Raw genomic sequence first — 25,881 nt, 5'->3', positions numbered from 1 at the left:
GGCGTGGCCGGGATCAGAGACGCTCGCGCACCGCCGCGCCGATCGCCTCGCAGCCATGCGTTCCGCCCAGATCGCCGCCGCGAATACCGTCTGCCAATGCGGTTTCAACCGCGTGCTCGATCCGCGCTGCCTCTGCCTCTTTGCCAAAGGAATTGCGCAGCATCATCGCAACCGAAAGGATAGTGGCCATCGGATTGGCTTTGCCTTGTCCCGCAATATCGGGCGCGCTGCCATGGATCGGCTCATACAGGCCAAACAGGCCGTGCTCGGTCTTGCGATCGCCCACGGATGCGCTGGGCAACAGGCCGATCGAACCGACCGCTGCGCTTGCCAGATCGGACAAAATATCGCCAAACAGATTGCCTGTCAGGATCACACCGAATTGGGCCGGATTGGTGATGATCTGCATCGCGGCATTATCGACATACATATGGGTCAAATCGATATCGGGATGCGCGCTGGCCGCGTCGATCACTGTGTCACGCCATACCTGGCTGGTTTCCAGCACATTCGCCTTGTCCGCGCTGCACACCCGGCAATCCCCGAGCCGCGCCGAACGGAATGCGACGCGGGCGATACGGCGCACTTCGCTTTCGGAATAGGACATCATGTCCCAGCCTTCGCGTTCATCGGATTCGTTCTGGCGGATGCCTTTCTTGCCAAAATACACATCCCCCGTCAGCTCGCGCACGATCAACAGATCAAGATCGCGGGCAATTTCCGGTTTCAAAGGGGACAGGTGTTCAAGCCCGGCAAACACTTTGGCCGGACGCAGATTGGCAAACAGGCCCAGCTCTTTGCGCAGACCCAGCACCGCTTGTTCAGGGCGCAAATGCCGATCCAGCTTGTCGCAATCAGGATCACCCACAGCGCCAAACAGGACCGCATCACATGCTTTGGCAATGGTGAGCGTTTCTTCGGGCAATGGATGGCCGTGGCGCTTATACGCGATACCGCCCACGTCGCCGTCAAACAGGGTAAGGCCCGGCAGACCGAGCGCCTCAAGCACCAGCACCGCTTCGCGTGTGACTTCTGGACCGATACCGTCGCCGGGCAAAACCGCGATTCTCATAACTTTCTCACTCTACCATCCGCACCAGCCGCTCTCCTAAAGCGACGCGGGCGGCCATAACATCGCTTTTCGTGTCGGCAAGCAAGTAGCGCCCGATTGGAGCGTGCAGTTTGCGAAAAGCATCAATCTGACCCTCCAGATCGGCCTGCATATCGGGGCGCGCGCCGCCATAGCCCAATTCGCGCAGCACCATCGCCTCGTACATCACCATCGCCGCCACCCAGCCGCGCGCCGAAGCAGCATTGCCAATCGCGTTCAGCAGCGCATCAAGCGCCTGATACAGGGAGGGATAAGGATAATCCTCTGGCAAAGTTGTGGCCGTAAGCGCGCAGGCCCAGGTGATCGCTGCGGCCGCCAGCGGTTCCGTCATCAACGGACCCCGGCTTTCCTCCAATTCCACCTTGGCAAAGGGCAACTGCGTGGCGGACTTTGACCGCAGTTCCAACGCGACACGGTTGCCGGGGATCATCACAGGCCGCATGTGCCGCCCGCGCCCGCCCGCGACAAAACCGGCTACCAAACCGTGATCCTCGGTTAGAAGCCGCGCAATAACCGCCGTTTCTCCATGAGCCCGGCTCGCGATCAGCAAAGCGGGCGCGGTTATGTGCATCGGCAGACCATCATTCGCCTTGCGAAGCGGCCAATTGCTGTTCGATGAATTCCGCTTCCTTGCGGTAATAGAACAATTGGTTGGACAGCTTGCGCCAGCCGTGGCCTTCATCCGGGATGCGGATAAAGGGCGCGGGCACATCATTGCCGCGCAGCGTTTTGACCATGGTTTCGGTTTCCATGATGTCGATCCGCGGGTCCATTACGCCGTGAGAGAACAGCACCGGCACCGTGATCTGATCGGCTTTGCGGATCGGGGAATTGACGGTGTAATATTCGCGCCATTTGGCTTCGGAAATGTCGCCATATTCGATCCTGTCCGCCGCTTTTAGCGAAGGCGATGCAATTTCGAGCGCGGTGACCCAATCGGCCACACCGAACAGGGAAATACCCGCTGCAAAACTGTCTGGAAATTCCGCGAGCACCGCGTTCACGGCATAGCCGCCATATGATCCGCCTTTTACAGCCGCGCGGTCGCCGTCGATCAAGCCATCAGCAGCCAGCGCCTCTTTCAAATCAACCAGATCGCGCACCGAATCCAGCCGGTTTTCGCGATCATCCAGCGTGGAATATGTCCGCCCCAGCCCGGTGCTTCCGCGAACATTAGGGCGGAACACCGCAACGCCGCGCGCCACGTGATATTGGGTGACAGGCTCAAAATATGCCTGCGACTGACCCGACGGGCCGCCATGCACATCGAAAATTACCGGCGGCGCATCTTCGCCTGTTCCGGCTCCCGCTGGTAAATAAAGCAAGCCTTGCAGCTCGACCCCGTCACGCGCTTTATAACGCACAACTTTCGGCGCGATCAGACGGTTGGGATCAAGGCCGGCAAGATTACCGGCAAAAACCCGCTCGCCTGCGCCCGTTAGCGCATCGATCATCCAGATTTCACCGGGCGTTTTCCAGCCATTGACCCGCACGAGCAATTTCGGAACCTCATCGCCTTCGCAATCGAGGCTGAATTTGCCTTCGGGTAAAGCGACCACGGGGATTTCCTCGCCGTTTTCGTTGTTGCGCAGAAACAGCCGGTCAAACCCGTTATGGTTTTCGGTATAGGCGATGATCGCGCTGTCGATGCCGCAAAGTTCGATATTCTCGACGTCGGCTTCGGGTTCGAACGCAGTCGCCACGACGCCTTCTGCCAATTCATAACGCGACAACGCGCCGAATTCGCGATCTTTGTTGGTCGAGAAATAGAATGCAGCCGAATCGTCCGACCATTCAAACCCGCCCAGCGTATGGCTGGCCCGGTCTTCCACCGGCGGTTTTGAAATGGTTTTCATCTCTTTGGTCGCCAGATCGAGCAGATAGAGATTGTCGGCATCCTCGCCCACCGTCTCTGTCACGATTGCATATTTGCCGTCGGGCGAAATTGAACGCGCAGCCAGGCCCAGCTCGCTTTCAACAATCAGCTCGCTGGTGCCGTCCATCGTGCCGCGATAGATATCAAATACGCCCGCCCCGCGAGCGGTAGAGGCGTAGATAAAGCTGCCATCGGCGGCAAAATCGCCAAAGATACGAAAATCGCCGCGCGCTGCGGGCAAGACTTCTGTTTCGGATTGTCCATCCGGCGTTAGCGCGAAATAGCCCGGCTGTTCATTCCCATCGCGATCCGCGGAATAAAACAGGCTGGTGCCATCGGGTGTCCAGATCGGCGCGCGCACGCCGGTTTTGAATGTGACTTGCTGCGGCTGACCGCCGCTGGCTGGCATGACCCAGATTTCGCTTTCGCCTGTGACATTCCAGGAAAACGCGATGGTTTCCCCGTCTGGTGAAAGGTTGGCTGCGCCTGCTCCGCTGGCAAGCAGATAGCGCGCGATATCCGCCGGGTACTGCCCTGCCCGTCCGATTGTTACCTCGCTGCCATCGGGCTCCATCGCTTCGATGGAAAGGTCTGCGCCTTTGGCGCCGCCAAAAGTTTCCTCGTCATCCTGAGCCTGCGCGGTAGCGGGCAGCAGGGCGAGAGCGGTGGCAGCAAGCAAAGATGTGCGGATCATGAATACCTCAAGGTTCTGGCGTGGTTGCGACACGGCCAGCCTAAAGGATCAGGTTGTGAGTGCAATCCCGCGTGTGCGGGCTTTTAAGCGTTTATTTGCCCAGCTTGGCTTCGAGTTCGGCGACCTTCGCTTCAAGCGCATCGGCTTGTTCGCGGGCTTTTTGTGCCATGGCTTTCACCGTGTCGAATTCTTCGCGGCTGACAAAATCCACGCCGCCCATTGCTTCGCGCATGCGTTCACGCGCGCTTTCACGGGCTTCGCGCGTCATGCCGGCCATGGTGCCAGCGGCGCTGTTTGCGAGTTTGACGAAGTCGGCGATGATCGGGTTTTCACTTTGCATACAGGCTATTTGGTGAAGGCCGTGCGACTTGTCCAGAGTATCGCTGGTCCGAAGCGCGTTTTTTCTATCGCCCAATTTGCCTGTAATGTTTTGCCTACAGTGTCTTGCCTACAATGTGACGCGTTCAACCACGCCGGTTTCGGTCGGATCCCCGCCATCGGGATTTTCCGCGATGAACTGGTAATTCAGGACAGCCGCAAAAATCCCCCATGCAAGGTAGGGAACCAGCAAGACCGCCGCGAGCTTTCGGACCCGCCAAAACAGGACCATCACGCCGAGCAAGGTCACCACCAGATATCCCATGACATACAGAGCCGCAGTCATATTCTGCATTCCGAAGAACACCGGCGTCCACGCCAGATTGCCAATAAAATGCAGTGCGAACACGATGATCGCAAACCTGCGACCATAGGCGCCCCACGCGCTGACCACCAAAGCCAGCGAAAACCCGATCAACACATAAATGATCGACCAGACGATTCCAAAAGTGGCAGGCGGCGGGAAAATCGCAGGTTTGTTCAGGCTTTGAAACCAGGCGGTATCAGGTCCGCCCGCCTGCCCCGCCACAAAACCAAGCAGCACGATCAAAGGCACCAGAAACAGCGCCCAACGCAAGAAACTTGCGCGCAACTGCGCTTTGGAAGCCAGAATATTCATGCGTTCTCCTGTTGTGCAGACTGCACCGGAAATGCCGTATCTGTGGGTGACGATTCGCCATCACCGATATGACAATGATCGATACACACTGGCAGGTGCAACGCCAGTTTTCCCACAGGGGTGATCGCAGTTTTTGGCTGAAAACCGTTATTTGCGGACTTTCTCGACCGATCCAGAGATAATGCATGTGCGTTTTGCAGACGTTGTGATAGCTTCGCCACATTCTTGCCGTGATTCGGGGCGCACTGCGGCAAGACGTATTTCCTTTGCGCGTCCCTAATGTTTCTGGATCTTCTATGGTCCAATATGGGGAACGATATTATGAAAAAGACCAACTTTGCTTCTATGCTGGCTGTTGCTGGCGGCCTTGCTGTTGCAACTGCTGCATGTTCGGCTCCTGCTGAAGACGCTGCGACCGAAGCTGACACCACTGCGGTTGCCGATTGTGCAGCTGGTTGCTGTGCCGCTGAAGGTTGCTGTGCAGCTGAAGGCTGTGAAGCTGCTGGTTGTGAAGCTGAAGGCTGCTACGCCGAAGGCTGCTGTGCAGCTGAAGGTTGCTGTGCCGCTGCTGAATAAGCAGACGCATACTCTTCACGCATTAGCGTAACGAATTCGGTCGATAGCACGAAGTTGCTGTCGACCGTTTTTGTTTTTAAGGCAGCGAGTTATGGATCAGATCAAAGCCGCACATACTGTTATCGAAACCATCACGCAGATGGCGCAGGAACAGCGCCCCCTGATGCTGCGCGTCGTGCCCGAAGACGAAGTGCATTTCTGGACGCACTATCCAAAGAAAGATGCGCGCGACAAACACTGCAAATCGCGCTGGTATTATCATGTCCATGCCCCCGGCACGCGGGACGTAAAGGAACACGGTCATTTCCACCTGTTCCTGCACCGCACCCAGCTTCCCGAAGGGTTGGAGCCCAAAGTCTGGCCGCCTCAAGGTGAAGATGCCAAGGCGCATGTCACGCACCTTATCTGCCTATCGATCGATACAAATGGTATTCCGGCATCGTGGTTCACAGTGAACCGCTTTGTCACCAATGAATTTCTGTATCCTGCCGATGTGATGATCAACCACCTGTCCGACTTCAACGTCGATCACACGCAGGAAGACGACTGCGTGAACCGTTTTGTCACCGCCATGGTTGCGCTATACCGAGATGAGATTGCCGAGCTTTTGAAACAGCGCGATGCGCGGCAGGCAGAATTGTTTGCCGAACATGGCGATACGGCTTTCGAAAAAGAGAGCGGCGTAGAGGTTCTGTCACAAATCCCGATCGATCTGGACGCAAAGATCAATGGACTTGATCTGGCTTAGGCTTTTTGCTTTTTGATTTTTGATTTTTGGCTTTTGGACGCCATCTGGCGCGCGATTTCAGCCCCTGACCGCGCTTATCAGGAACTCCACATTTCCCTGAGGGCCGGTGATCGGGCTTGTGACGATGCCTTCGATATCCCACCCAAGCCCCTCTAACCATTCGCGAACCTCTTCACAAACACGTGTGTGCAGCACGGGGTCGCGCACCACGCCGCCCTTGCCCACTTCTGCGCGGGCGACTTCGAATTGCGGTTTGATCAGCGCGACCAGCCGGCATTGGGGCGCTGCGAGTTCCAGCGGGCGCTCAAGCACTTTTGCCAGGCTGATAAAGCTCGCGTCGCACACGACCCAGCTGACCGGTTTATCAATCTGTTCGGGCGTCAGAATCCGCGCGCTGGTTTGCTCGTAAACTGTCACCCGGCGATCCTGACGCAGCTTCCAGGCGAGCTGGTTGGTGCCGCTATCAACGGCAAAGACATGGCTTGCGCCGTGTGTGAGCAAGACATCGGTGAAGCCGCCGGTGGAACTGCCTACATCCATCGCCACTGCGCCCGCAGGGTCGAGGCCAAAGTGCTCGATTGCATGGGCTAATTTGATCCCGCCGCGGCTGACCCATGGGTGATCGCGCCCGCGCACTTCGAGCGGGGCGTCCGCCGCGATCTGTTGTCCGGGCTTTTCAACCTTGTTCTCACCCGCAAATACGACGCCCGCCATGATCAAAGCCTGCGCCCGGGTGCGGCTTTCCACCAGTTCGCGTTCGACAAGCAAATGATCAACGCGCATCTTTTTGTGCGGTTTTTCAGGCGATTTGCCCGATTTTTTCGAGGATTGGTCGTGTTTGGTCATGGACGCTTCAGCCAATAGCGACCATTTAGGGCGCATGAAAGCAATCTACCTAAAAACCGCTGGCGCCATTGCGCTTACCGCCGCAATCGCCGCCTGTGTCCCGTCGATTAATGTGCCGCTGCTGCCGCCGGAACCCACCGTGCCTGTGGCTGCTCCGGCCCCTGCTCCATCGCGCGATCCGGTGCCTGCCATTCAGGAACCGAGATACGAAAACTATCTCGACGCGCCGCAAACGCCGGGGACATGGCGATATCAACAAAGCGCCGCAGGACCGATTGCAGTCTTCGTTGCTCCGGATGGCAACGGCGAATTCCTGCTTTCCTGCAACCGCAGGGACGCAGCAATCGGCTTTTGGCGCTCTGGCACCAGCGCCTCTCCCCGCGCCATGCGCATCCGCACAGAAACAACAGCGCGGACTTTTCAAGTGCTCCAGGCCGAAGACACCAATCCTTATTTGACGGTGGATGTGCCCGCAAACGACACCCTGCTTGATGCGATGGCCATCACCAAAGGGCGTTTTGCCGTCGAGGTCGAAGGCCAGCGCACACTCTACCTGCCCGCATGGGTCGAGGTCACCCGAGTGATCGAGGATTGCCGGTAAAGGCAGCGATTCTTTTGCCGCTATCCACAGATAGCAGTCTTTGCGCACCCATAATCACTGCCGCCCAAGGGCATCCTCAGGGGCGGCGCGGTCCGTGATGTGGTGGAAGCGCGCTAGTATGACGTGGGAAAAGATTTCTTCAAGTCTTGCGTTCACACCCGATAGGACTCAAATATGTGCTTGAGGTTAGCGGCGAACGCAAACTTCGGCCCCCGGTGAAACGGCGAGGTCTTGGCTTTCAAGCGCGAAAGGAGGTGATCCGATGTCTCATGGTTCAGTAGCGAGGTCGGTGAAGATCCCTACGGAGCATACTCGGTAACTTTATCCTTACTGAGTGAGGTTTCGTGAGCGGCACTTCCGGCCGCTGACCATGAAGGGCGGTTTCCCCATTTGGCGAAACCGCCCTTTTTGTTTTTGCCGTACGCATGGCCTCCTGGCGCAAACACAATCCTTGCCCCCGTCCGCGCACCCTATTATCTGCCTCCGCTATGAAATTCACGAAACTTCCCCACCCCTCGCCAACGCCCGATGATGTGCGTGCGGCCGCGATTGCAGATCCCGGTTTCGGCAAAGTCTTCACCGATCACATGGTCACTATCGACTATGACGAGGCAAAAGGCGGCTGGCAGACACCGGTAATCGGCCCGCGCCAGGCAATACCGCTCGATCCTGCGGCCAGCGTTTTGCATTATGCGCAGGAAATTTTCGAAGGCATGAAAGCCTTTCCGCATGCCGATGGCGGCCTTGCGCTGTTCCGGCCAGAGGCCAATGCCCGGCGTTTCAACGCCAGCGCGCGCCGCATGGCGATGCCGGAAATTCCCGAAGACCTGTTTTTGGCTGCGGTTCGCGAAGCGGTAAACGCGGATGCGGATTGGATGCCGCAGGTCGAAGGCGGATCGTTGTATATCCGCCCGTTCATGTTCGCGTCCGAGGCTTTCCTCGGTGTGCGTCCGGCAAAGCAGTACAAATTTGTCGTGATCCTCGTGTCATCGGGCAATTATTTCAAAAACGGCGTCAATCCGGTCAAAATCTGGGTGTCGCAGGATTATGTCCGCGCAGCCCCCGGCGGCACGGGCGCGGCCAAAACCGGCGGCAATTACGCGGCCTCTCTGGTCCCGCAAGCCGAGGCAATCACCCATGGCTGTGATCAGGTCGTGTTCCTCGATGCGGTCGAGCATAAATGGGTCGAGGAACTGGGCGGCATGAACCTGTTCTTCATCCGCGCCGACGGCAGCGTGATCACGCCGCAGCTGACCGGTACAATTCTGCCCGGCATCACCCGCGACAGCCTGATCGCGATGCTGCGCGAAGAAGGGCTCGACGTGCGCGAGGAGCCGTATTCGATCAGCCAATGGCGCGAGGAAGCCGAAAACGGCACGCTGCTCGAAACGCTGGCCTGCGGCACCGCCGCGGTCGTCACACCAGTCGGCACAGTCGCATCCCCCGCAGGCGAGTTCACCATCGGCACCGGAGGCATCGGCCAAATGGCAACGAAGATGCGCGAGCGCCTGGTTGATCTGCAACATGGCCGTTTAGAGGACAAACACGGCTGGGTGATGCGGGTTTGATCACATAGGCCTGAATGCGGACAGTCCGCTAACGACCCAATTGCGGACTGTCATTTTGTCACTTCTCACGGAAGCGTTGATCTCCACTGGCCCAAGCAACCATCAAAGGCTTGCCCGAAGGCGTTTCAAGAACTGCCGCCTCCCCAACTTTAATATCGCAACCTAGCAATTCGGCAAACCGGATGAATTCGTGAGACCATCTAAGTTCTGGTGAGAAGGAATGGACGATCATTCCGGCCATGCTGGCTGCAAAACGGTCCGCTTCAACGAGCGCTGAAACTGTGCGGTGTAAAAGCTGGTAGCGAATATCGGGAGGACATGTCGAAATACCCAGAGTAGCACAGAGGAAATCAAGCCTCTCAATCTTTCCGACCGACGCGTTCTTGCTCCACTCTCCTACAGTAGGTCCGAAAGGTTCATCGACCTTCCCCTCAATAGTGTAAGTAGCCAGCCCTTCTTCATGGCGCATCAAAGCGAACAAATCTGATTGGCTTTCTCTGGAACCGCCGGGCAATGCAGTCTTGTGCTCCGGCACCCCGAATAAGAATTTTGCTGGCCCGAACGCCTCTTCCATGAGAGCAAGAACTTCGCTTGGCGGGGTATCAGCATCCTCCCAAGAATACGCCATGGTTCGGGCTGAGTAGCCTTTGGCCCAATGGAGGTCTGGCTTTGCGAGGAACTGTTTCCAGTCCGAAGGGCCGCTTGAAGGGACAAGTATTTTGCTCATGAACTACGATAACAATGTGAGGCATCATTTGCAGCATATCTCTTGCCCGCTTTCCACCCCAAAATCGGACATTAGAAGCCCCAAGTACGCTTCCTGAAGACTGCCGCGTCAGTGGCTATTGCAGGCAAGTGCCACACCACGCTAAACGCAGGCCCCATGCCGGTCCACCAATCACCCATCCAAGTCGCCGCGCTCTATCGCTTTACGCGCTTTGACGATCCCGCTGCGATCCAGGCCCCGCTTCAGGCGGCGTGCGACGGCGCGGGTGTCAAAGGCACAATCCTGCTTGCGAAGGAAGGCATCAACGGCACAATCGCAGGCACGCATAATGCGCTGTCCAGCGTTCTTGAACATATCCGCGCCCTGCCCGGCTGCGCGGAAACCGAAGTGAAATTCAGCCACGCCGATGAAATGCCCTTCAACCGCATGAAGGTCCGGCTGAAGCGTGAGATCGTGACCATGGGCCAGCCGGATATCGATCCGCGCGCAAGCGTGGGCCGCTATGTCGCGCCGGAGGATTGGAACGATCTGATCAGCGATCCTGAAACCATCGTAATCGACACGCGGAATGATTATGAAGTCGCCGTTGGCACATTCAAAGGCGCGGTTGATCCCAAAACAAAAAGCTTTGGCGAATTTCCCACGTGGTTTCGCGAACACCGCGACGAATTGCTCGAGGGTAAAAAGAAAGTCGCGATGTTCTGCACCGGCGGCATTCGCTGCGAAAAATCGACCAGTTTCCTGCGTTCCGAGGGCATTGAGGATGTGTTCCACCTGAAAGGCGGTATTCTCAAATACCTCGAAACGGTTCCTGAAGAGGACAGCAAATGGGAAGGCGAATGTTTCGTTTTTGATCAGCGCGTGGCGGTCAAACACGGGCTTGAGCTGGGATCATACGGCCAATGCTTTGCCTGCCGGATGCCTTTGACAAAGGCAGAAATGGCCTCGGATGATTATGCCGCCGGGGTCAGCTGCCCGCATTGCATCAATGAACGCGGCGAACAACAACGCGCCCGCTATGCCGAGCGCCAACGCCAGCAGCAGCTCGCAAAACAGCGCGGCGAAATACATGTAGGCGCCGCGCCCAGGGCCAGCGATGACGACACACCGAAATTGTCCGATGGCGGGTGGGAGGCGAATTTCCCGTCCGGCCTGTCGCCAGATTCCGGTTCGGACGCAAACACCGAATGAGCGCGCTGCCCGCCCTCTATTCCTTCCGCCGCTGCCCCTATGCAATGCGGGCGCGCATGGCGCTATGGATGGCAGGGATCACGGTTGAACTGCGCGAGGTCAAACTGGCCGACAAGCCGCCTCAGCTTGCCGAGGCATCTGCCAAAGCGACCGTTCCGGTGCTGGTCCTCCAAGATGGAACCGTGATCGACGAAAGCATCGCCATTATGCGCTGGGCGCTTTCGCAGAACGATCCCGAGGGATGGCTGGCGGGCGATGATTCCGGTCTGATCGCCCGCAACGATGGCCCGTTCAAACATCACCTTGACCGCTACAAATACCCCACCCGTTACCCCGATGAAGCAGGCGGTGATGATGACACCTTCCGGTTCGATCACCGTTCCGGCGGATTGGCGATCCTGAACGATCTCGACGCGCGACTGGGCTCAAGCAAGCATCTGTGCGGCGGCACCCGCACTCTGGCCGATATCGCGCTGTTTCCCTTCATCCGTCAATTCGCCAACACCGATCGTGACTGGTTCGACGAACAGGGCCTGCCGCATGTGCAGGAATGGCTCGAGGGACACCTTGCCTCTGATCTGTTCAAAGCGATCATGCCCAAGTTCACGCCGTGGAAAGCGGGCGATGAACCGGTCGCATTCGGGCCATAGGTCCACAAAGATACTTACCGGCGATATACGCAAATTTTACGTTCTGCGGTGTATCTTCGTCCTATGATCGTCATCGCTCCATCTCATTCTGTCGTTTTGTACGAAGAACTTGCCGAAGTGCACTTTTCGATCTCGGGCTTCTGGGATCTTGAAGGAATGACAGCCTTTCTCGGGAAATTGGATGCGACCTCACTGCCGCTGGTGAAGGCGCGGCGGCCAATTGTGGTGTTTGGCGATTTTACCGACTTTGTGCCTCAAGACCGCGCCACTGGCGACGCGATCCGCGCACAGCTCCTGAATGCGCAGAAATTCGGCCTGCGCCGTGTTTCGATCATTGGGGCATCGGCTCTTGTCAAAATGCAATATCGCCGGCTGAGTGATGGTATCGAAGTTCAATTCTTCGATGACAAGATCACGGCGCTTTCATGGCTGCGCGAAGTCCGCCTTTAGGGCTCAAACAGCTTGCGCTTGTCGCGCCGTCACCTTTGGTCATGGTGCAATACCGGCGGCTGGCAGATCGGCTGGAACTTGAATTTTTCGAGACCAAAACCACAGCCAAACATTGGATGCGTCACCCGCGTTCGGTTCTTAATTCGCCGCGAAAGGCGTCAATCAACCAACTGGCCGCCGGACCCAAACGATCGTCTCGCCGCCAAAGCGCACTGAGCGGGTATTGAACTCCCGGCTTTTCCGGCAGATCCAGCGCCACCAATCGCCCCGCCGCCAGATCATCGGCCACCATGGCGCGCGGCATATTGCCCCATCCCAGCCCCTCTTTCAGCAGCGAATGTTTCGCGCTCAAATCACCGAGCCGCCATGTCAGCGGGCTCAATACGGAAAACTCGCGGCCCTTGGTCAGCGCGGATCGATCCGCCAGCACCAGTTGCAGATGCTTTCGACTTTCACCCGGTGCAATCCCGCTTTCCGCCAGAGGATGATCGGGCGCTGCGACCGGCACCAGCTCGACTTCTCCGATAACCTGTCTTTCAAGTTCGGAATGATCGCCGAACACCGGACCGCCCAGCGCCAGCTGAGCGCGGTTATCAAGCAGACATTCCGCCACCGCGCCCAACCCCTCGATATTGAGTTTTAGCCCGACCGTGGGAAACAAACGCCGAAATTCGCGCAGGACACGGGCCGTCAATTCGCCGGGCACCATCACATCGAGCACCAATCCGATCTCGCTTTCCAACCCGGCATGAAGCGAACGCGTTTTGGCGAGCAGCGCATCGACCCGGTCGGTTACAGAACGCGCTTCAACCAGCAATCCTTCGCCCGCCTTGGTCAGCACGGGACGGCGCGACCCCTCCCGCTCGAACAGGGACACCGCGAGCTGTGTTTCCAATTGCGCGATCCCATAACTGATCGCGGAAACCGCGCGGTTTGTGGCGCGCGCTGCGCCGCCAAAGCTGCCATGTTTCACGACGGCGAGGAAAATGCGCAATTGATCGAGAGTGGGATCGCCTAACTTCATGAGCATATGTTCAGATAATCAGAACATTTTGGCAAGTTTTATCGCAGTTATCAGATCACACTGCCGCGCCTATCTCCAGGTTCAAGAACGCGGAACCAGGCATTCCGTGACCGCAACAGGAGACAGACCATGATCGAACTTCGCCCTTTCAACACCCTTGGCGCCGCCAATCACGGCTGGCTGGATGCGCATCATCATTTTTCGTTCGCGAGCTATCAAGATCCTGCCCGCGTCAATTGGGGCTCCTTGCGCGTTTGGAATGATGATGCGATCGCACCGGGCACAGGCTTTCCCACACACCCGCACGAAGACATGGAGATCATCACCTATGTCCGTACCGGCGCGATCACGCACCGTGACAGCATGGGCAATGAAGGCCGCACCGAAGCAGGCGATGTTCAGGTGATGAGCGCGGGCAGCGGCGTGCGCCATTCGGAATACAATCTGGAGGACACAGAGACGACCCTGTTCCAAATCTGGATCATTCCCGATGAACGCGGCGGCGAACCAAGCTGGGGCGCAAAGCAGTTTCCGAAAGGCGACCGCAGCGGCACCTTTGTTCCGCTCGCCTCGGGATCTGACAATGACAACGACACGCTGCGTATCCGCACCGATGCACGTGTGCTGGGCGCAACGATCAAAGCCGGCGAAAGCGTAACCTACGAGATCGGCGATGCCTCGCGTCACCTGTATCTCGTGCCCGCCACCGGTAAAATCAAAGTTGACGATGTAGAGGCCAATGCGCGCGACGGCGTGGCCATCACGCAGCTTGATCAAATAACGATCACGGCTCTCGAAGACACTGAAATTGTGTTGGTTGACGCTGCCTGATCCCCCTGAGCCAGCCGGGAACCCCTCGCCCGGCTGGCTCATTATCCTTTCAAATTCTCAGGAGAAAATTCATGTCCAACATCCTTCACCTATCCGCCTCAATTCGCGGTGATGAAAGCGTCTCAGACGGTCTTGGCAAGAAACTGGCCGAAGGTCTCGCCGCAAAATCAGGCGCCAGCATCACAGCGCGCAATCTTGCCGCCAATGACCTGCCCTTTATCAGTGAAGACCGGTTCGGCGCCAATCTTACCCCGGCGGCTGATCGCACCCCTGAGCAGGCCGAACTCGCCGCGATCGCCGACACCTTGATCGAAGAGCTGATGGCCGCTGACACGGTCGTATTCGCAACGCCGATCTACAATTTCAGTGTGCCTGCCACGGTCAAGGCATGGGCCGATCTGGTCGCACGGGCGGGCACCACGTTTGAATACACGCCGACCGGACCTGCGGGTCTGCTCGAAGGCAAGAAGGCCTATATCACGGTAGCATCGGGCGGCACCCCGGTTGGCAGCGACATGGATTTTGCCACCAGCTGGCTTAAATTCTTCCTTGGCTTCCTTGGCATTAAAGACGTCCAAGTGATCGCGGCCGACGGGATTATGGGCGAAGACGCTGCGGACAAGATTGCCGCAGCTCATAGCAAGGTCGATGCGATTATCGCGTGAATGAAACCCGTTTGCGAGTGATCGCAATCGCGCACCCTGCGCGGTGCAGCACCGGGCACAGCAACCAATGGCCGGAGCGCTCGATCATCGGCGCTCCGGCCTTTGTTTTGCCCGCTTTCGCCAAGCCCGCTTTCGCTGTGCCCGCTTTCGCTGTGCCCGCTTTCGCTATGCGGGCTTTTGAACCGCCCGCAACTCACGCCGTTTCAGAATCTGGTAATATTCGGGACGACGCGGGAATTTCACCGTCAGCAACAGGACAAGGCCGATCACATGGCCCAACGCTACAATCGCGAAGATCGATTGCAGACCGCCCATCTTGTCGCTTTGACCCAGCATGAAAGCGCCAAATGAAATGCCAAAATTGCTCACCGCCATATAGATCGTGAACTGCGTCGCTGCGACTTTCGGATCGCACAGGCGCATGGCAATCGGCAGGATCGCAACAGTGCGCAGATTGTTCAGCGACAGCCAGCCATAAAGGAATATGAGGAACAGGAATGAACTGCCCCAATGCTCCGAAAGACCAAACATCGAAAGCATGAGCAAGATAGTGATGGCAATCCAGATCATTCCGATCATTTTGGCCCCGAATTTGTCACCCAGCCAACCGCCCAGCGTCATCACCAATACACCCGAAACAAGGCCGGCGATCGCGGTATGCGCGGATATGGCTGAAACATCCCAGCCGACATAATTCGCCCCGATGATCGGCCCGGCGCCCGCCATGCCGCCATACAGAATACCCAGTGAAAAAAGGACCGCGATCCAAAGCAGGCTTTGAACGGTAAAAAGAGACGCACAGGTCGATTTGAGCAGCGGCCACCACGCGTCCAGCTGTATCTCAAGGTTGCGCTCATTTGCTTCACCCGCGCTCCAAGGCAGGCTGCGCTCTCCCTGACGTTCGCGAAAACAGGCGATGTAGATGCACAGCATCGCAATAAGCGCCGCGACGCAAAGATAGGAAACCGGTGCGCCGAAATCCTCGATCAAAAAGCCGGTAATCGCAGTCGCCGCCGATATGCCGATGGCTTGACCACCAAACATCATGCCAGAACCGCGGGCGCGCTCGTCTTCGGTCATGATATCGACGGCCAGACCATCCACTGCGACATCTTGAAATGTGGTCGCCAAATTAACGGCAAAAGCGATCGCGCCAAGGATCGCTACGTCCGATGCAGACGGGTTCAGGAGCGCCGCGATGATCAAGCAAAAGATCATCACCATTTGCGCGCCCAATATCCAGACCCGCCGGCGTCCCATGGCAAGGTACGTGTAACGATCCATGATAAAGCCGTTCACCAGCTTCAATGACCAAGGCAAAGCGGTTAGAGCGGCAACCGATCCGATATCTGCGGCGCTGGCGCCATTCACTGCCATCCATGCAGGGATCGCGAACCAGAACAGCCCGATCGGCATCCCTTGTCCGACATACAGAATAAAGAGCGTAAAAAGCCTGAGTGGCCTGCTGCGTTCAAGCACCAGCCCGTTTGCCGCTGACATTTCAGTCATCAATTTCCCCGCCAAAACCGCGCGTACTGCACGCTCAGGCGACCCCGCCGATGATGCTACAGCGCAGTGTGAGGGACTCAAGCTATCTTGCTGGTTTGGCCGGATATTGACGTGTTTCTACAAATCCATTTTAGTCCGGCAGCGCCGATTTCAATTCATCAAGCCACACATCGGCCACAGCGTCCGATGGCGCGCGCCAATCCCCGCGCGGCGACAGGGCACCACCGGATGACACTTTCGGACCATTGGGCAAAGCGCTGCGTTTGAATTGGCTGAACCCGAAAAACCGGCGGAGGAATTTTTCAAGCCATCCCGCTATTGCTTCCAGTTCGTATTCGTTCTTGCGCTCTTCCGGGAACCCGGCCGGCCACAATCCTGCCTGCGTATCCTTCCACGCGTGATAGGCAAGAAAGGCAATTTTGCCGGGCCGCTGACCCCACCGGATCGTGTGGTGCAGGAAAAAGTCGTTGAGCTCATACGGCCCGATCTTTTGCTCGGTGCTTTGCATCGCGCCGTCTGCGCCTGCTGGCACCAGCTCGGGCGATATCTCTGTATCGAGCACCGCGCCCAGTACATCGCTGCACACCGCGCTGAATTGTTCGGTCTGAATGGTCCAACGGATAAGATACTGGATCAGCGTTTTGGGCACGCCCGAATTCACGCCGTAATGGCTCATATGATCGCCAACACCGTAAGTACACCAACCCAGTGCAAGCTCGCTAAGATCACCTGTCCCGACGACAAATCCGCCATGCTGCCCTGCAAGCCGGAACAGATAATCCGTCCGCAGCCCGGCCTGCACATTTTCAAATGTCACATCATAGACCGGCTCTCCATCGGCATAGGCGTGACCGATATCCTCCAGCATCCGGTTCGCCGCCGGTTTGATATCGATCTCCTCGGCGGTGATCTCCATTGCCTCCATCAGTTTCCACGCATTGCTTTTGGTGGTGTCCGACGTGCCAAATCCGGGCATTGTGTATCCGCGAATGGTCGTGCGCGGCAGACCCAGCCGGTCACAAGCCTTTGCAGCGACAATCAAAGCATGGGTGCTGTCCAGCCCGCCCGAAATGCCGATGATGAGAGATTTCGTTTTGGTCGCCTGTATCCGGCGCATCAGGGCATCGACCTGAATGTTGAACGCCTCAAAGCAATCCTCGTCCAGGGCATGTTGCCGGTTCGGCACAAACGGAAAGCGGCGGATCGGGCGGCTAAGGCCGATATCACCGTCGGCATAATTGTGTTCGAACACGATCCGGCGGAATTGATCTTCGGGCCGGTCATGCGCTTCGGCCGCATCGCTGAATGTCTGGTTACGCATCCGTTCCGCTGCGATCCGGTCTGTGTCGATATCGACCACGCACAATTCCGGCTCCAGATCGAAACGCGCGCTTTCGGCCATTAAATCGCCCATCTCATAGACAACACCTTGTCCGTCCCACGCGAGATCGGTGGTGCTTTCCCCATGACCGCTGGCGGAATAGACATAGGCGCAGATGGAGCGGGTCGATGAACTGCGGCAATGCAGATGGCGGTCATCCGCCCGTCCGATGGTGATCGGTGATGCAGACAGGTTGCAAAGGATATGCGCACCGGCCAGCGCAGCCAAAGTGCCCGGCGGATTGGGCGCCCAGAAATCCTCGCAGATCTCTACGCCAAAAGTAAATCCCGGCAGGTTTTGAGCGGCAAACACCAGATCGGTCCCGAACGGAACCTCTTCCCCTGCGACCGTAATCCACAGATCCACACAATTGCGGCCATGCGCGAAATACCGTTTTTCATAGAATTCGCGGTAATTGGGCAGATAGCTTTTCGGAACCACGCCGAGCAATTCGCCGCCTGCAATGACCAGCGCGCAATTGTATATCTTGGAATTGCGGCGCAGCGGTGCGCCAACAATCAGGACCGGTGAAAGGCTGGCTGACGCCTCGATCACTTCGGCCACCGCCTGCTCTGCGCGGTCCAGCAGCGCGTTTTGCAGCAGCAAATCATCTATCGCATAGGAAGACAGGCACAGTTCGGGATAGACCACCAGATCGGCGCGCTGCTCATGCGCATGCTCGGCCTCGCGGATCACGCCTGCGGTGTTGTATGCGACATCGCCCGTTCGCGATGCGGGTGTGGATGTCGCCACCCGAACAAATCCGTGGGCGTGCATATCATAGAACGGGTGACCGGTTGTGCGCTTGGCCGTGTTCATTGGCTGTGCTTTCTTAGGGGTAGAAGTGTTGCCGGGGGCCAGTTCGAGCCAGTCGGCGGGTTCACAAATGCCAAGTTCGGCAAGGCGTTTCTGGACTTTGGGCCGGGCCACCTTACCCTTTGCCTCCCAGCCGTAAACGGTACGGCTGGGCCATGGCTTCCCTTGAGGATCGCCAAAAAGCGCGCCAAACTCCTCCGCAGATAGCGGCGGATCGTGCGCCTCGCGCCAAAGACGGATTTTGTGACCGGCCAGATGCATGGGCAATCAAGTATCCCTTTAGGATACAGCGCGCAAGCCCCGCTTTCAGGCAAGCAAGCAATTCCGCATCCCCTGCCCTTGCGCTCGTAACCGCAATAGCGCACTTCGCGAACAACAAACGAATACCATATCAGCGCAACGCACATCAGGAGGCACCCATCATGGCCGACCCTACTTACACACCCCCCGCAGTCTGGAGCGCCGACACCGTCAGCGGTGGCCGTTTCGCCAGCATCAACCGGCCAACTGCCGGTTCGCGCGAGGAAAAGGCTCTGCCGCGCGGCGACAATCCATTTCAGCTTCATTCGCTGGCCACACCCAACGGCGTAAAAGTCACCATCATGCTCGAAGAATTGCTGGAGCTGGGACATACCGGCGCCGAATACGATGCCTACACCGTCAATATCGGCGATGGTCAGCAATTCACCAGCGGGTTTGTAAGCATTAACCCGAACTCGAAAATCCCCGCTCTGATCGACGCCAGCGGTGACAGCGAATTTCGCGTGTTCGAATCAGGCGCCATTCTGGTGCACCTTGCTGAGAAATTCGGTGAATTCCTGCCAACTGATCCGGCCGCGCGCGCCGAAGTGCTAAGCTGGGTGTTCTGGCAGGTTGGCACCGGGCCATTTATTGGCGGCGGCTTCGGGCATTTCTATGCCTATGCACCGGAAAAATACGAATACCCGATCAATCGCTATGCGATGGAAACAAAGCGGATTTTCGATGTCGCGGATCAGCGCCTCTCCGAAAACCGCTTTCTTGGCGGCGAAGAATACACCATTGCCGACATGGCCAATTTCCCGTGGCTCGCCCCGTTTGTGGCAGGCACAATCTACAACGAAGCCAAGACGTTCCTGTCGATTGACGCATACGCCAATGTCGCGCGCTGGGCCCGCGAGATTGCAAAGCGTCCCGGCGTCCAGCGCGGGCGTCTTGTCAACAAAGTCTGGGGCGATGAGGATCAGCAGATGCTGGAACGTCATTCACCCAAGGATTTCGAAGGCAAGAACCTCGATTTCACATTCTGAGCGCCCCACCGGGATAAGCCCGCGCGCGGCCAAAGATATAATGGGCTGGAAGTTATGACGCTTCCGGCCCATTGTCGTTTGCGCATTAAAGGAGCGAGTTTTGGCCGAGACGCCATCTGACAGGATCGGCCTCGGTGAAAAGCTGGGTTATGGCGTGGGCGATCTTGCCGCGGGCCTGATCCTCAATTTCTTCGGCTTTTTCCTGCTGTATTATTTCGTCGATCTGGGCGGTCTGGCACCTGCGGCGATTGGCCTGATGCTGCTGCTGACGAAATTGATCGATGCGATTACCGATCCGATGATGGGCGCCATTGCGGATCGCACCCGCACGCGATGGGGACGATACCGGCCGTACCTGCTTTTCGGCCCGCTGCCGCTGGGATTTGCGATTGTCCTGATCTTCAGCGCGCCAGATGATCTGGGCAATACAGCGCTGCTGATCTGGGCCTATGTTACATACACGCTGGCGATGCTCGCATTCACTGCGGTGAATGTGCCCTATGGCGGATTGCTCGGGGTGATCTCCCCTTCTTCCAGCCAGCGATCCAATGTGACCGCGTTTCGGATGCTCTTTTCCGCGCTCGGCGGGATTCTGGTCGGCGCGCTGGGCACCACTCTTGTCCGCGAACTGGGCGGCGGCGATGAAAAGCTGGGCATCTTGCTGACCATGTCATGCATTGCGGCGGTTTCGGTCTTTGCGCTGCTGACGACGTTTGCGACCACAAAAGAGCGCATCCCGCCGACCGAGACGAATGGATCGCTGCGGGGTGATGTGGGCGTTTTGATCCGGACCGGCCCGTGGATTGCAGTTGCGATTGCGGCCATCCTGGGAGTTACGGCGATTGCCGCGCGGGCGGGCACGGCGCCATTTTTCTTCAAATATGTGGCGGGCGATGACGGGTCGCCGGTGTTTCTGTTTTTCGACCGCGCCGCCTTGTTTCTGACCGCGCTGGCCTTTGGACAGGTTGCCGGTGTTCTGATCGGATACGCTGCACAGCGGAGATTTGAAAAATCCCACCTGCTGATGGCGGCCGGAATGCTGAAAATGGCGATGATCGCCGTGTTCTATTTCCTCCCGCTGGATGCGGTCTGGCCTCAGACCGGGGTACAGTTCTTTGTCGGCATCGGGTTCGGGATGCTGATGGTGCTGTCTTTTTCAATGTTCACCGACATCGCCGAATTTATTGACTGGAAATCGGGCCGCCAGATGACTGCTCTGGTCGTTGCGGCCTCTGTTTTCGGGGTGAAAGCAGGGGTTGGCCTGGGCTCGGCCATTCCGGGCTTTGCGCTTTCGCTGACTGGCTTCGATGCGAATGCCGAACAAAGCGAAGCTGCGGTGTTGGGCATCCAGCTCGCCTTTGCCATTATCCCGGCGGCTGTGATGATCCCCGCCGCCTTTACGCTTATCTTCTACGGCATAAACCGGCGCGTTTTGGCCACAGTTGAAAGCGAGCTGGCCGCGCGCCGCAGCCGCATTGCATGAGAATTGATCGAATGAAGGGAATTGTCCCTTCACATTCGCGCCAAGCGCGTTATATGCGCGTCATCTGATGGGGTGTAGCCAAGTGGTAAGGCACTGGTTTTTGGTACCGGCATGCGCAGGTTCGAATCCTGCCACCCCAGCCAGATATTTTTCTCAACGATGATCGGGATACGAACCTGCTCGCAAAGCGCGGCGCGGGTTTATCTGCTGTGGCCGGTTCAATCGGGTGCCAAAACCTTTTCAGCGAGCGCCACACCAGATAGCCACGCACCCTCGACCCGCGGTGAATGAAGATAATCGCCGGCGATACCGATTCTCTGATCGGCGGCATAGCGCGCGGGATCGCCCGGCACGGCCTCTGCCATGGCATAAAGCCAGCGGTGGGCCGCAATATGCACCGGTTTTGCGCCGGTGATCCCTGTCTGATCATAGAAATCCTGCAACAGGATCTCTCCGGCTTCTTCCTTTGCCACATCCAGCAATTCGCGGCTGCGCGCCGGGCTTGCGTGCAGCACCCAACATTCCGAGCCGGAGCGACCCGGCTTGGCCGAATTGCGCGCCGCCCACGAAATGGCAGCGTCTGGATCGCGCAGCGCGTCCGCTGCGATATCGAGCGGGCGATCAAAAGCCGCCATGACAGCCCAGCACGGAGCCGATTGCGCTTTGGAAGCGATCGCGGAAAATTCGCTGGCAACACCGCCGAGCAAGACGTGCGTCTGTTCCGCAGGCACCGCAACCAACACGGTTTTCACGATCAGGGTGACATCGCCCGCCTCGACTTTCCATGCGCCGTTCTCCCGCGTGATTGTCTCTGCGCGGGTGTTCCAATGCACATCGAGGTTTTGCGCCATGGCGCGGACCGGTCCGTTCATGCCCGGCGTGCCGACAAAGGCTTCCTCGCCCGCCGCAGACCAGCGCGCGACGACGCCCATATTTTTCCAATTTTTAACGGCGCTGCGAAATTCGCTATCGCGGGCCGTAAAATATTGCGCGCCGTGATCAAAAGAGACGGTTTCGCCGCCGATTTCCGCGCGCCGCGCGGCCATCCGTCCGCCCGGACCGCGGCCTTTATCGATGACGGTGATGATCAACCCGGCCTCTGCCAGGCGCGTGGCGCAGGCCAGCCCCGCCATACCGGCACCGATAACGCATATGTCGCAATGAATGTATCCCATGGGCGCCTAACGCACGAATGGGATGGAAGTTTCTAAGGCGCGCTGCGCGGCGGATTTGCCTGAGCCAGCATCACCGAAAAACGCTCTTGGCTATCCAGCCAGCGCGCCTGTGGTTCCCATCCCGCTGCGAGCAGCAGCATGTTCGATGTCCGGCGATTGAATTTGTGGCTGTTCTCTGTGTGGATCGTTTCGCCCGCTCGCATCGAAAACTGCTGTCCGCTCACTTCGAAAGTAATGTCGCGCTGCGCGCGCAGGTGCATTTCCACCCGCGCATATTCATCATTCCAGCGCGCTTCGTGCATCAGCGCATCAAGCGCAATATCCCCATCAAGTTCGCGGTTGATACGGCGCACGAGATTGTAATTGAACTGCGCAGTGACGCCGGCTTTGTCATCATAGGCCGACACCAGAACATCCTTGTCCTTGATCAGATCCATTCCGATCAACAGCTGTGCCCCGACGCCCAAAGTTTCGCGCATATTGCGCAGCAGATCGACAGCAGTCCGAGCGACCATATTGCCGATAGTGGAGCCGGGGAAGAAACCCAGTTTGGGCAGGTCTGTGACTTCACCGGGTAAAGCCACTTTGCGCATAAAATCCGCCTCTACCGGATAGACCGGCAGGCCGGGAAACTTACCCGATAGCTCCGCCGCTGCAGCGCGCAGAAAATCGCCTGATATATCGAGCGGAACATAGGCCGCAGGCGCAATCGCCGATAGCAACAGGGGTGTTTTGACCGAACTGCCCGATCCGAATTCAACAACCGCGCGCCCTTCCCCAATCATGGCGGCAAATTCAGCGCCGCGATTGCTCAGGATCTCGGTTTCTGCGCGGGTCGGATAATATTCGGGGAGCTGCGTGATATCCTCGAACAATTGCGATCCGGCATCGTCATAAAGCCAGCGCGCCGGGATCGCCATTTGCGACTGGGACAGCCCTTCGATTACATCCGCGCGAAAGGCGGTGTCGACGCCCTCGTCATCGCGCTCAACCAGCTTCAGACCCTTTTGCTTCGTCATTATTCTAAACGTCCCTTGCCAGCCGAAGGCCGGTGAATTGCCAGCGTTGATGCGGGTAGAAGAAATTGCGGTAGGACGCGCGGGAATGGCCGCGCACTGTCGCACAGCTTGCGCCTTTCAGCACAAACTGACCGCTCATGAATTTGCCGTTATATTCGCCTACCGCTCCTGCTGCGGGGGTAAAGCGGGGATAGGGTAGATAGGCAGACCGGGTGAACTGCCAGCAATCACCGAACAGAGCCTCTCCGCCGCAAGGCGCAGGCGCAGCTGCCCCGTCCAGCTGGTTTCCTGCGGCCGCGCTGTGGGATTGGCCAATCGCCTCCCATTCAAATTCCGTCGGAAGCCGCGCACCGGCCCATGTGGCAAATGCATCGGCTTCGTAATAGGAAATGTGCGTGACGGGCGCATCGGGATCGCGCGGATGCCATCCCTGATGGGTAAACGCCTGATCATCGCGCCAATAAAGCGGCGCTGATATGCCGTGCTCTTTCACCCACGCCCAGCCATCGGACAGCCACAATGAAGCCGTGCTATACCCGCCATCGGCGATAAATTCGCTCCATTGCCGATTGCTGACCAATCGCCGCGCCAAGGCAAATGGTTCTATCAATGCGCGGTGCTGCGGGCCTTCATTATCAAACGCAAATCCATCAGCCTGTGCGCCGATCATGATGACCCCGCCGGGATGTTGATGCCAGCCAAGCGGCTGTGCACCCGGCGACATCGCAGGCTCTGGCGATCCGCCGAACATTGCCGGGCCCAGCGGATTTTGAAACAGCGCATGTTTGATATCGGTCAGCAGCAATTCGGTATGCTGTTGTTCATGCGCGATCCCCAGCGCAATCAAATCGGCATGGGCAGGTTCATCCAGCAGAGCGCTCATCGCGTCTGTGACATGGGCACGCCATTCCAGCACTTCTGTCAGGGTGGGCCGTGATAAAAGCCCGCGTGAAAACCGCCCGATCCGGTCCCCTTCTGCCTCGTAATAGGAATTGAACAGATACGGCCAGCGTTCGTTATATAGCCGGTATCCCGGCGCATAATCGCGCAGCAGGAATGTCTCCCAGAACCACGTCGTATGCGCCAAATGCCATTTTGCCGGAGACGCATCCTCCATCGACTGGATCGTGGCGTCGGCATCGCTCAGCGAAGCGGTCAATGCCTCGGTCAGCGTGCGCGTTTCGAGGAATTGCCGGGAAAGCGAAGCGCCTTCGTCAATTACCGGTTTGCTTTGGGGCAATCACCCTCTCCTGCCGCGCCTCACAGGATTGTCAGGCAACAACAATACCATGGCGCAATGACGGGCCAATGAAAACCCGCTGTCCGGTTTGTATGCGCGGCAAATAGTCAGACCCGTGCGCCCGCATCACGCAGCGGTAAGATCACGCCGCCATGCGCACTCTGTTTCGTCCCGCGTTCTTTGCCTCGTATAAAGCGCTGTCGGCCCGCGCGAACAGCGAGAGCGCGCTATCGCCTGCGCGCAAATCGGCATAGCCTGCGCTTATTGTGACTGCAGGAACCGTTTCTGTGGCGCTGCCCGTTGCGATTGCGAGACGCAGGCGTTCGCACATGACACGCGCGATGCCCCGGCTTGCATTGGGGACAATCCAGACAAACTCTTCGCCGCCAACCCGGCCCACGATATCTCCGGTACGGCTTTGCTGCTGCGCGATATTGGCGACATTCTGCAACACCTTGTCACCTTGGATATGGCCGTAGGTGTCGTTGACATGTTTGAAGTGATCGATATCGAACATGATCAATACCAGCGGACACGAGGACTGGCGCGCGTCAACCACCATCCGATCAAGCCGCTCCATTACCCGGCGGCGATTGGCGAGGCCGGTCAGCTGGTCGGTAGAGGCAAGCTCGATTGCGCGGCTGGCTTCCTGCATGGCCTCGGCGCGAGAGACTTCCAGCTCTCGCTCGCGTTCCAGCTGCTCTGTAATGTCACGCACTACCGCCACGACGCGGTACAGGGTTCCGTTTCGCCGCCTGAGATTGCAGGCTTGGATGCATAAAGATCGTGACACACCATCAAACCCGAAAATGTCAAAATGCAGATTGTAGCTTTCATCGCGGTCAAGCCGTTCGGTAACTGATCCGATCAGATCAACATTATTCGCAAACAACAGGGTTTCGGCGTCGCCTTCTACAAACGGTTCGTTGTGGTTGATCCCGAACAGGCGGCGCAGTCCTCTGGACCATTGCTGTGCGCCCGATGCGGGATCGTATTGCCAGACACCGATGCCCGCGATGTTTTCTGCCATGCTGACAGTGCGCAAGATATCCTGCAGCTGATCGGCCCGATCGCGCGCCAGATTGGCTGCAAAGCGGACCTCTTGCTTTACCGTGAAAAAGATGGCGACCATCACAGCCACGGCGAGGACAAGCATAACAACAAGCAGCAATAAGGCATCGCTGCCGATAAATTTGCCAATATACAGCGCGTCATGGTCAGGCAGCGCCCTGCTCGGTTCAAGACGAGCAAACGCGGTGCGGAGCAATGCAGCAATCGGTAAAACAACATCAGGCATGGCGCGTTTAATACGCGCCACCCCCTAATACCGCTGCAGGTTGGGACTAAGCACAATACCCTAGCCAGACTTTGCGCCTGCCCTGTTTAAGCGGGCCCTTTTTAAGCGGGCCTGTTT

At 57.8% G+C, this 25,881-nt stretch carries 26 protein-coding genes and 1 tRNA gene; 13 read left to right on the top strand and 14 right to left on the bottom strand.

Going from position 1 to position 25,881, the window contains the following annotated elements:
- Window positions 1–13 precede the first annotated feature (13 nt).
- The 5 genes from leuB to FGU71_RS10750 all read right to left on the bottom strand — a co-directional run bounded on the left by leuB (window position 14) and on the right by FGU71_RS10750 (window position 4,678).
- Window positions 14–1,072: a 3-isopropylmalate dehydrogenase gene (gene leuB, locus FGU71_RS10770; protein WP_142788570.1), complete on the bottom strand. Its 1,059-nt coding sequence runs from the start codon at window positions 1,070–1,072 to the stop codon at window positions 14–16.
- Window positions 1,073–1,079: 7 nt separating this feature from the next.
- Window positions 1,080–1,682, bottom strand: a complete 603-nt coding sequence (gene recO / locus FGU71_RS10765; protein ID WP_142788569.1) for a DNA repair protein RecO — start codon at window positions 1,680–1,682, stop codon at window positions 1,080–1,082.
- A 10-nt stretch (window positions 1,683–1,692) separates the two neighbouring features.
- Window positions 1,693–3,681 (bottom strand): S9 family peptidase, encoded by a 1,989-nt coding sequence (locus FGU71_RS10760; protein ID WP_142788568.1) that lies wholly within the window; start codon window positions 3,679–3,681, stop codon window positions 1,693–1,695.
- Window positions 3,682–3,772: 91 nt separating this feature from the next.
- Window positions 3,773–4,021, bottom strand: coding sequence for an accessory factor UbiK family protein (locus tag FGU71_RS10755; RefSeq protein ID WP_142788567.1), 249 nt, complete (start codon window positions 4,019–4,021; stop codon window positions 3,773–3,775).
- 108 nt (window positions 4,022–4,129) lie between these two features.
- A complete protein-coding gene (locus tag FGU71_RS10750) occupies window positions 4,130–4,678 on the bottom strand; it encodes a TspO/MBR family protein (protein WP_142788566.1) in 549 nt (182 codons plus the stop codon).
- On the opposite strand from FGU71_RS10750, the gene FGU71_RS14285 reads away from it, so the two are divergent.
- The 3 genes from FGU71_RS14285 (at window position 4,677) to FGU71_RS10740 (ending at window position 6,002) form a co-directional block, all read left to right on the top strand.
- Window positions 4,677–4,802: a hypothetical protein gene (locus FGU71_RS14285; protein ID WP_267901818.1), complete on the top strand. Its 126-nt coding sequence runs from the start codon at window positions 4,677–4,679 to the stop codon at window positions 4,800–4,802. The genes FGU71_RS10750 and FGU71_RS14285 overlap by 2 nt on opposite strands.
- Window positions 4,803–5,033: 231 nt before the next feature.
- Window positions 5,034–5,285, top strand: a complete 252-nt coding sequence (locus FGU71_RS10745) for a hypothetical protein (RefSeq protein WP_142788565.1) — start codon at window positions 5,034–5,036, stop codon at window positions 5,283–5,285.
- Between the two features lie 60 nt (window positions 5,286–5,345).
- A complete protein-coding gene (locus tag FGU71_RS10740; RefSeq protein ID WP_142788564.1) occupies window positions 5,346–6,002 on the top strand; it encodes a DUF6969 family protein in 657 nt (218 codons plus the stop codon).
- A gap of 57 nt (window positions 6,003–6,059) precedes the next feature.
- Here the strand turns inward: FGU71_RS10740 and FGU71_RS10735 are convergent, their stop codons facing one another.
- The gene (locus FGU71_RS10735) at window positions 6,060–6,848 is read right to left on the bottom strand and encodes a TlyA family RNA methyltransferase (RefSeq protein WP_142788563.1); all 789 of its coding nucleotides are present in this window, start codon (window positions 6,846–6,848) and stop codon (window positions 6,060–6,062) included.
- Between the two features lie 34 nt (window positions 6,849–6,882).
- On the opposite strand from FGU71_RS10735, the gene FGU71_RS10730 reads away from it, so the two are divergent.
- Both FGU71_RS10730 and FGU71_RS10725 read left to right on the top strand, forming a co-directional pair.
- Window positions 6,883–7,449, top strand: coding sequence for a hypothetical protein (locus FGU71_RS10730; RefSeq protein WP_142788562.1), 567 nt, complete (start codon window positions 6,883–6,885; stop codon window positions 7,447–7,449).
- Window positions 7,450–7,937: 488 nt separating this feature from the next.
- Complete coding sequence (locus FGU71_RS10725; RefSeq protein WP_142788561.1) at window positions 7,938–9,017, top strand: branched-chain amino acid aminotransferase; 1,080 nt, start codon at window positions 7,938–7,940, stop codon at window positions 9,015–9,017.
- Between the two features lie 58 nt (window positions 9,018–9,075).
- Here the strand turns inward: FGU71_RS10725 and FGU71_RS10720 are convergent, their stop codons facing one another.
- Window positions 9,076–9,744: a DUF6946 family protein gene (locus tag FGU71_RS10720; protein ID WP_142788560.1), complete on the bottom strand. Its 669-nt coding sequence runs from the start codon at window positions 9,742–9,744 to the stop codon at window positions 9,076–9,078.
- A gap of 156 nt (window positions 9,745–9,900) precedes the next feature.
- Between FGU71_RS10720 and trhO the strand changes: the two genes are divergently transcribed.
- From trhO to FGU71_RS10705, 3 genes are all read left to right on the top strand, one after another.
- Window positions 9,901–10,935 carry an oxygen-dependent tRNA uridine(34) hydroxylase TrhO gene (gene trhO / locus FGU71_RS10715; RefSeq protein WP_142788559.1) on the top strand — a complete coding sequence of 345 codons (1,035 nt, stop codon included), beginning with the start codon at window positions 9,901–9,903 and terminating at the stop codon, window positions 10,933–10,935.
- Window positions 10,932–11,585, top strand: a complete 654-nt coding sequence (locus FGU71_RS10710; RefSeq protein ID WP_142788558.1) for a glutathione S-transferase — start codon at window positions 10,932–10,934, stop codon at window positions 11,583–11,585. The genes trhO and FGU71_RS10710 overlap by 4 nt, the downstream gene beginning before the upstream one ends.
- A gap of 63 nt (window positions 11,586–11,648) precedes the next feature.
- Window positions 11,649–12,035: a hypothetical protein gene (locus tag FGU71_RS10705; RefSeq protein ID WP_142788557.1), complete on the top strand. Its 387-nt coding sequence runs from the start codon at window positions 11,649–11,651 to the stop codon at window positions 12,033–12,035.
- 121 nt (window positions 12,036–12,156) lie between these two features.
- On the opposite strand, the gene FGU71_RS10700 is transcribed toward FGU71_RS10705, so the two are convergent.
- On the bottom strand, window positions 12,157–13,059 hold the full coding sequence (locus FGU71_RS10700; protein WP_142788556.1) for a LysR family transcriptional regulator: 903 nt from the start codon (window positions 13,057–13,059) through the stop codon (window positions 12,157–12,159).
- 129 nt (window positions 13,060–13,188) lie between these two features.
- Between FGU71_RS10700 and FGU71_RS10695 the strand changes: the two genes are divergently transcribed.
- Complete coding sequence (locus FGU71_RS10695; RefSeq protein WP_142788555.1) at window positions 13,189–13,890, top strand: pirin family protein; 702 nt, start codon at window positions 13,189–13,191, stop codon at window positions 13,888–13,890.
- A 71-nt stretch (window positions 13,891–13,961) separates the two neighbouring features.
- A complete protein-coding gene (locus FGU71_RS10690) occupies window positions 13,962–14,555 on the top strand; it encodes an FMN-dependent NADH-azoreductase (protein WP_142788554.1) in 594 nt (197 codons plus the stop codon).
- 165 nt (window positions 14,556–14,720) lie between these two features.
- On the opposite strand, the gene FGU71_RS10685 is transcribed toward FGU71_RS10690, so the two are convergent.
- Both FGU71_RS10685 and FGU71_RS10680 read right to left on the bottom strand, forming a co-directional pair.
- The gene (locus FGU71_RS10685) at window positions 14,721–16,064 is read right to left on the bottom strand and encodes an MFS transporter (RefSeq protein ID WP_142788553.1); all 1,344 of its coding nucleotides are present in this window, start codon (window positions 16,062–16,064) and stop codon (window positions 14,721–14,723) included.
- Between the two features lie 130 nt (window positions 16,065–16,194).
- The gene (locus FGU71_RS10680) at window positions 16,195–18,264 is read right to left on the bottom strand and encodes an NAD(+) synthase (protein ID WP_142789099.1); all 2,070 of its coding nucleotides are present in this window, start codon (window positions 18,262–18,264) and stop codon (window positions 16,195–16,197) included.
- Window positions 18,265–18,683: 419 nt separating this feature from the next.
- Between FGU71_RS10680 and yghU the strand changes: the two genes are divergently transcribed.
- The 3 genes from yghU to FGU71_RS10665 all read left to right on the top strand — a co-directional run bounded on the left by yghU (window position 18,684) and on the right by FGU71_RS10665 (window position 21,176).
- A complete protein-coding gene (gene yghU / locus FGU71_RS10675; RefSeq protein WP_142788552.1) occupies window positions 18,684–19,550 on the top strand; it encodes a glutathione-dependent disulfide-bond oxidoreductase in 867 nt (288 codons plus the stop codon).
- A gap of 100 nt (window positions 19,551–19,650) precedes the next feature.
- Window positions 19,651–21,033 carry an MFS transporter gene (locus FGU71_RS10670; RefSeq protein ID WP_185960276.1) on the top strand — a complete coding sequence of 461 codons (1,383 nt, stop codon included), beginning with the start codon at window positions 19,651–19,653 and terminating at the stop codon, window positions 21,031–21,033.
- A gap of 68 nt (window positions 21,034–21,101) precedes the next feature.
- Window positions 21,102–21,176: transfer RNA gene (locus FGU71_RS10665), tRNA-Gln, on the top strand.
- Window positions 21,177–21,251: 75 nt separating this feature from the next.
- On the opposite strand, the gene FGU71_RS10660 is transcribed toward FGU71_RS10665, so the two are convergent.
- The 4 genes from FGU71_RS10660 to FGU71_RS10645 form a co-directional block, all read right to left on the bottom strand.
- Entirely contained in the window at window positions 21,252–22,208 is a 957-nt protein-coding gene (locus tag FGU71_RS10660; RefSeq protein WP_142788550.1) for an NAD(P)/FAD-dependent oxidoreductase, read from the bottom strand.
- 32 nt (window positions 22,209–22,240) lie between these two features.
- Window positions 22,241–23,227 carry an L-histidine N(alpha)-methyltransferase gene (gene egtD, locus FGU71_RS10655; protein ID WP_142788549.1) on the bottom strand — a complete coding sequence of 329 codons (987 nt, stop codon included), beginning with the start codon at window positions 23,225–23,227 and terminating at the stop codon, window positions 22,241–22,243.
- A gap of 4 nt (window positions 23,228–23,231) precedes the next feature.
- Complete coding sequence (egtB, locus tag FGU71_RS10650; protein ID WP_142788548.1) at window positions 23,232–24,467, bottom strand: ergothioneine biosynthesis protein EgtB; 1,236 nt, start codon at window positions 24,465–24,467, stop codon at window positions 23,232–23,234.
- Window positions 24,468–24,609: 142 nt separating this feature from the next.
- Entirely contained in the window at window positions 24,610–25,785 is a 1,176-nt protein-coding gene (locus tag FGU71_RS10645) for a GGDEF domain-containing protein (protein ID WP_142788547.1), read from the bottom strand.
- Window positions 25,786–25,881: the final 96 nt, after the last annotated feature.

Origin of the sequence: Erythrobacter insulae (genome assembly GCF_007004095.1) — a bacterium.
GTDB lineage: Bacteria > Pseudomonadota > Alphaproteobacteria > Sphingomonadales > Sphingomonadaceae > Erythrobacter > Erythrobacter insulae.
The sequence above is the reverse complement of the archived record's forward strand: the minus strand, read 5'-3'. Positions and strand labels throughout refer to the sequence as shown.

What these genes read in the sequence shown, in the direction of transcription:
- leuB (WP_142788570.1), bottom strand. Translation starts at nt 1,072, where the DNA reads ATGAGAATCGCGGTTTTGCCCGGCGACGGTATCGGTCCAGAAGTCACA.
- recO (WP_142788569.1), bottom strand. Translation starts at nt 1,682, where the DNA reads ATGCACATAACCGCGCCCGCTTTGCTGATCGCGAGCCGGGCTCATGGA.
- FGU71_RS10760 (WP_142788568.1), bottom strand. Translation starts at nt 3,681, where the DNA reads ATGATCCGCACATCTTTGCTTGCTGCCACCGCTCTCGCCCTGCTGCCC.
- FGU71_RS10755 (WP_142788567.1), bottom strand. Translation starts at nt 4,021, where the DNA reads ATGCAAAGTGAAAACCCGATCATCGCCGACTTCGTCAAACTCGCAAAC.
- FGU71_RS14285 (WP_267901818.1), top strand. Translation starts at nt 4,677, where the DNA reads ATGCGTTCTCCTGTTGTGCAGACTGCACCGGAAATGCCGTATCTGTGG.
- FGU71_RS10750 (WP_142788566.1), bottom strand. Translation starts at nt 4,678, where the DNA reads ATGAATATTCTGGCTTCCAAAGCGCAGTTGCGCGCAAGTTTCTTGCGT.
- FGU71_RS10740 (WP_142788564.1), top strand. Translation starts at nt 5,346, where the DNA reads ATGGATCAGATCAAAGCCGCACATACTGTTATCGAAACCATCACGCAG.
- FGU71_RS10735 (WP_142788563.1), bottom strand. Translation starts at nt 6,848, where the DNA reads ATGACCAAACACGACCAATCCTCGAAAAAATCGGGCAAATCGCCTGAA.
- FGU71_RS10730 (WP_142788562.1), top strand. Translation starts at nt 6,883, where the DNA reads ATGAAAGCAATCTACCTAAAAACCGCTGGCGCCATTGCGCTTACCGCC.
- FGU71_RS10725 (WP_142788561.1), top strand. Translation starts at nt 7,938, where the DNA reads ATGAAATTCACGAAACTTCCCCACCCCTCGCCAACGCCCGATGATGTG.
- FGU71_RS10720 (WP_142788560.1), bottom strand. Translation starts at nt 9,744, where the DNA reads ATGAGCAAAATACTTGTCCCTTCAAGCGGCCCTTCGGACTGGAAACAG.
- trhO (WP_142788559.1), top strand. Translation starts at nt 9,901, where the DNA reads ATGCCGGTCCACCAATCACCCATCCAAGTCGCCGCGCTCTATCGCTTT.
- FGU71_RS10710 (WP_142788558.1), top strand. Translation starts at nt 10,932, where the DNA reads ATGAGCGCGCTGCCCGCCCTCTATTCCTTCCGCCGCTGCCCCTATGCA.
- FGU71_RS10705 (WP_142788557.1), top strand. Translation starts at nt 11,649, where the DNA reads ATGATCGTCATCGCTCCATCTCATTCTGTCGTTTTGTACGAAGAACTT.
- FGU71_RS10700 (WP_142788556.1), bottom strand. Translation starts at nt 13,059, where the DNA reads ATGAAGTTAGGCGATCCCACTCTCGATCAATTGCGCATTTTCCTCGCC.
- FGU71_RS10695 (WP_142788555.1), top strand. Translation starts at nt 13,189, where the DNA reads ATGATCGAACTTCGCCCTTTCAACACCCTTGGCGCCGCCAATCACGGC.
- FGU71_RS10690 (WP_142788554.1), top strand. Translation starts at nt 13,962, where the DNA reads ATGTCCAACATCCTTCACCTATCCGCCTCAATTCGCGGTGATGAAAGC.
- FGU71_RS10685 (WP_142788553.1), bottom strand. Translation starts at nt 16,064, where the DNA reads ATGACTGAAATGTCAGCGGCAAACGGGCTGGTGCTTGAACGCAGCAGG.
- FGU71_RS10680 (WP_142789099.1), bottom strand. Translation starts at nt 18,264, where the DNA reads ATGAACACGGCCAAGCGCACAACCGGTCACCCGTTCTATGATATGCAC.
- yghU (WP_142788552.1), top strand. Translation starts at nt 18,684, where the DNA reads ATGGCCGACCCTACTTACACACCCCCCGCAGTCTGGAGCGCCGACACC.
- FGU71_RS10660 (WP_142788550.1), bottom strand. Translation starts at nt 22,208, where the DNA reads ATGGGATACATTCATTGCGACATATGCGTTATCGGTGCCGGTATGGCG.
- egtD (WP_142788549.1), bottom strand. Translation starts at nt 23,227, where the DNA reads ATGACGAAGCAAAAGGGTCTGAAGCTGGTTGAGCGCGATGACGAGGGC.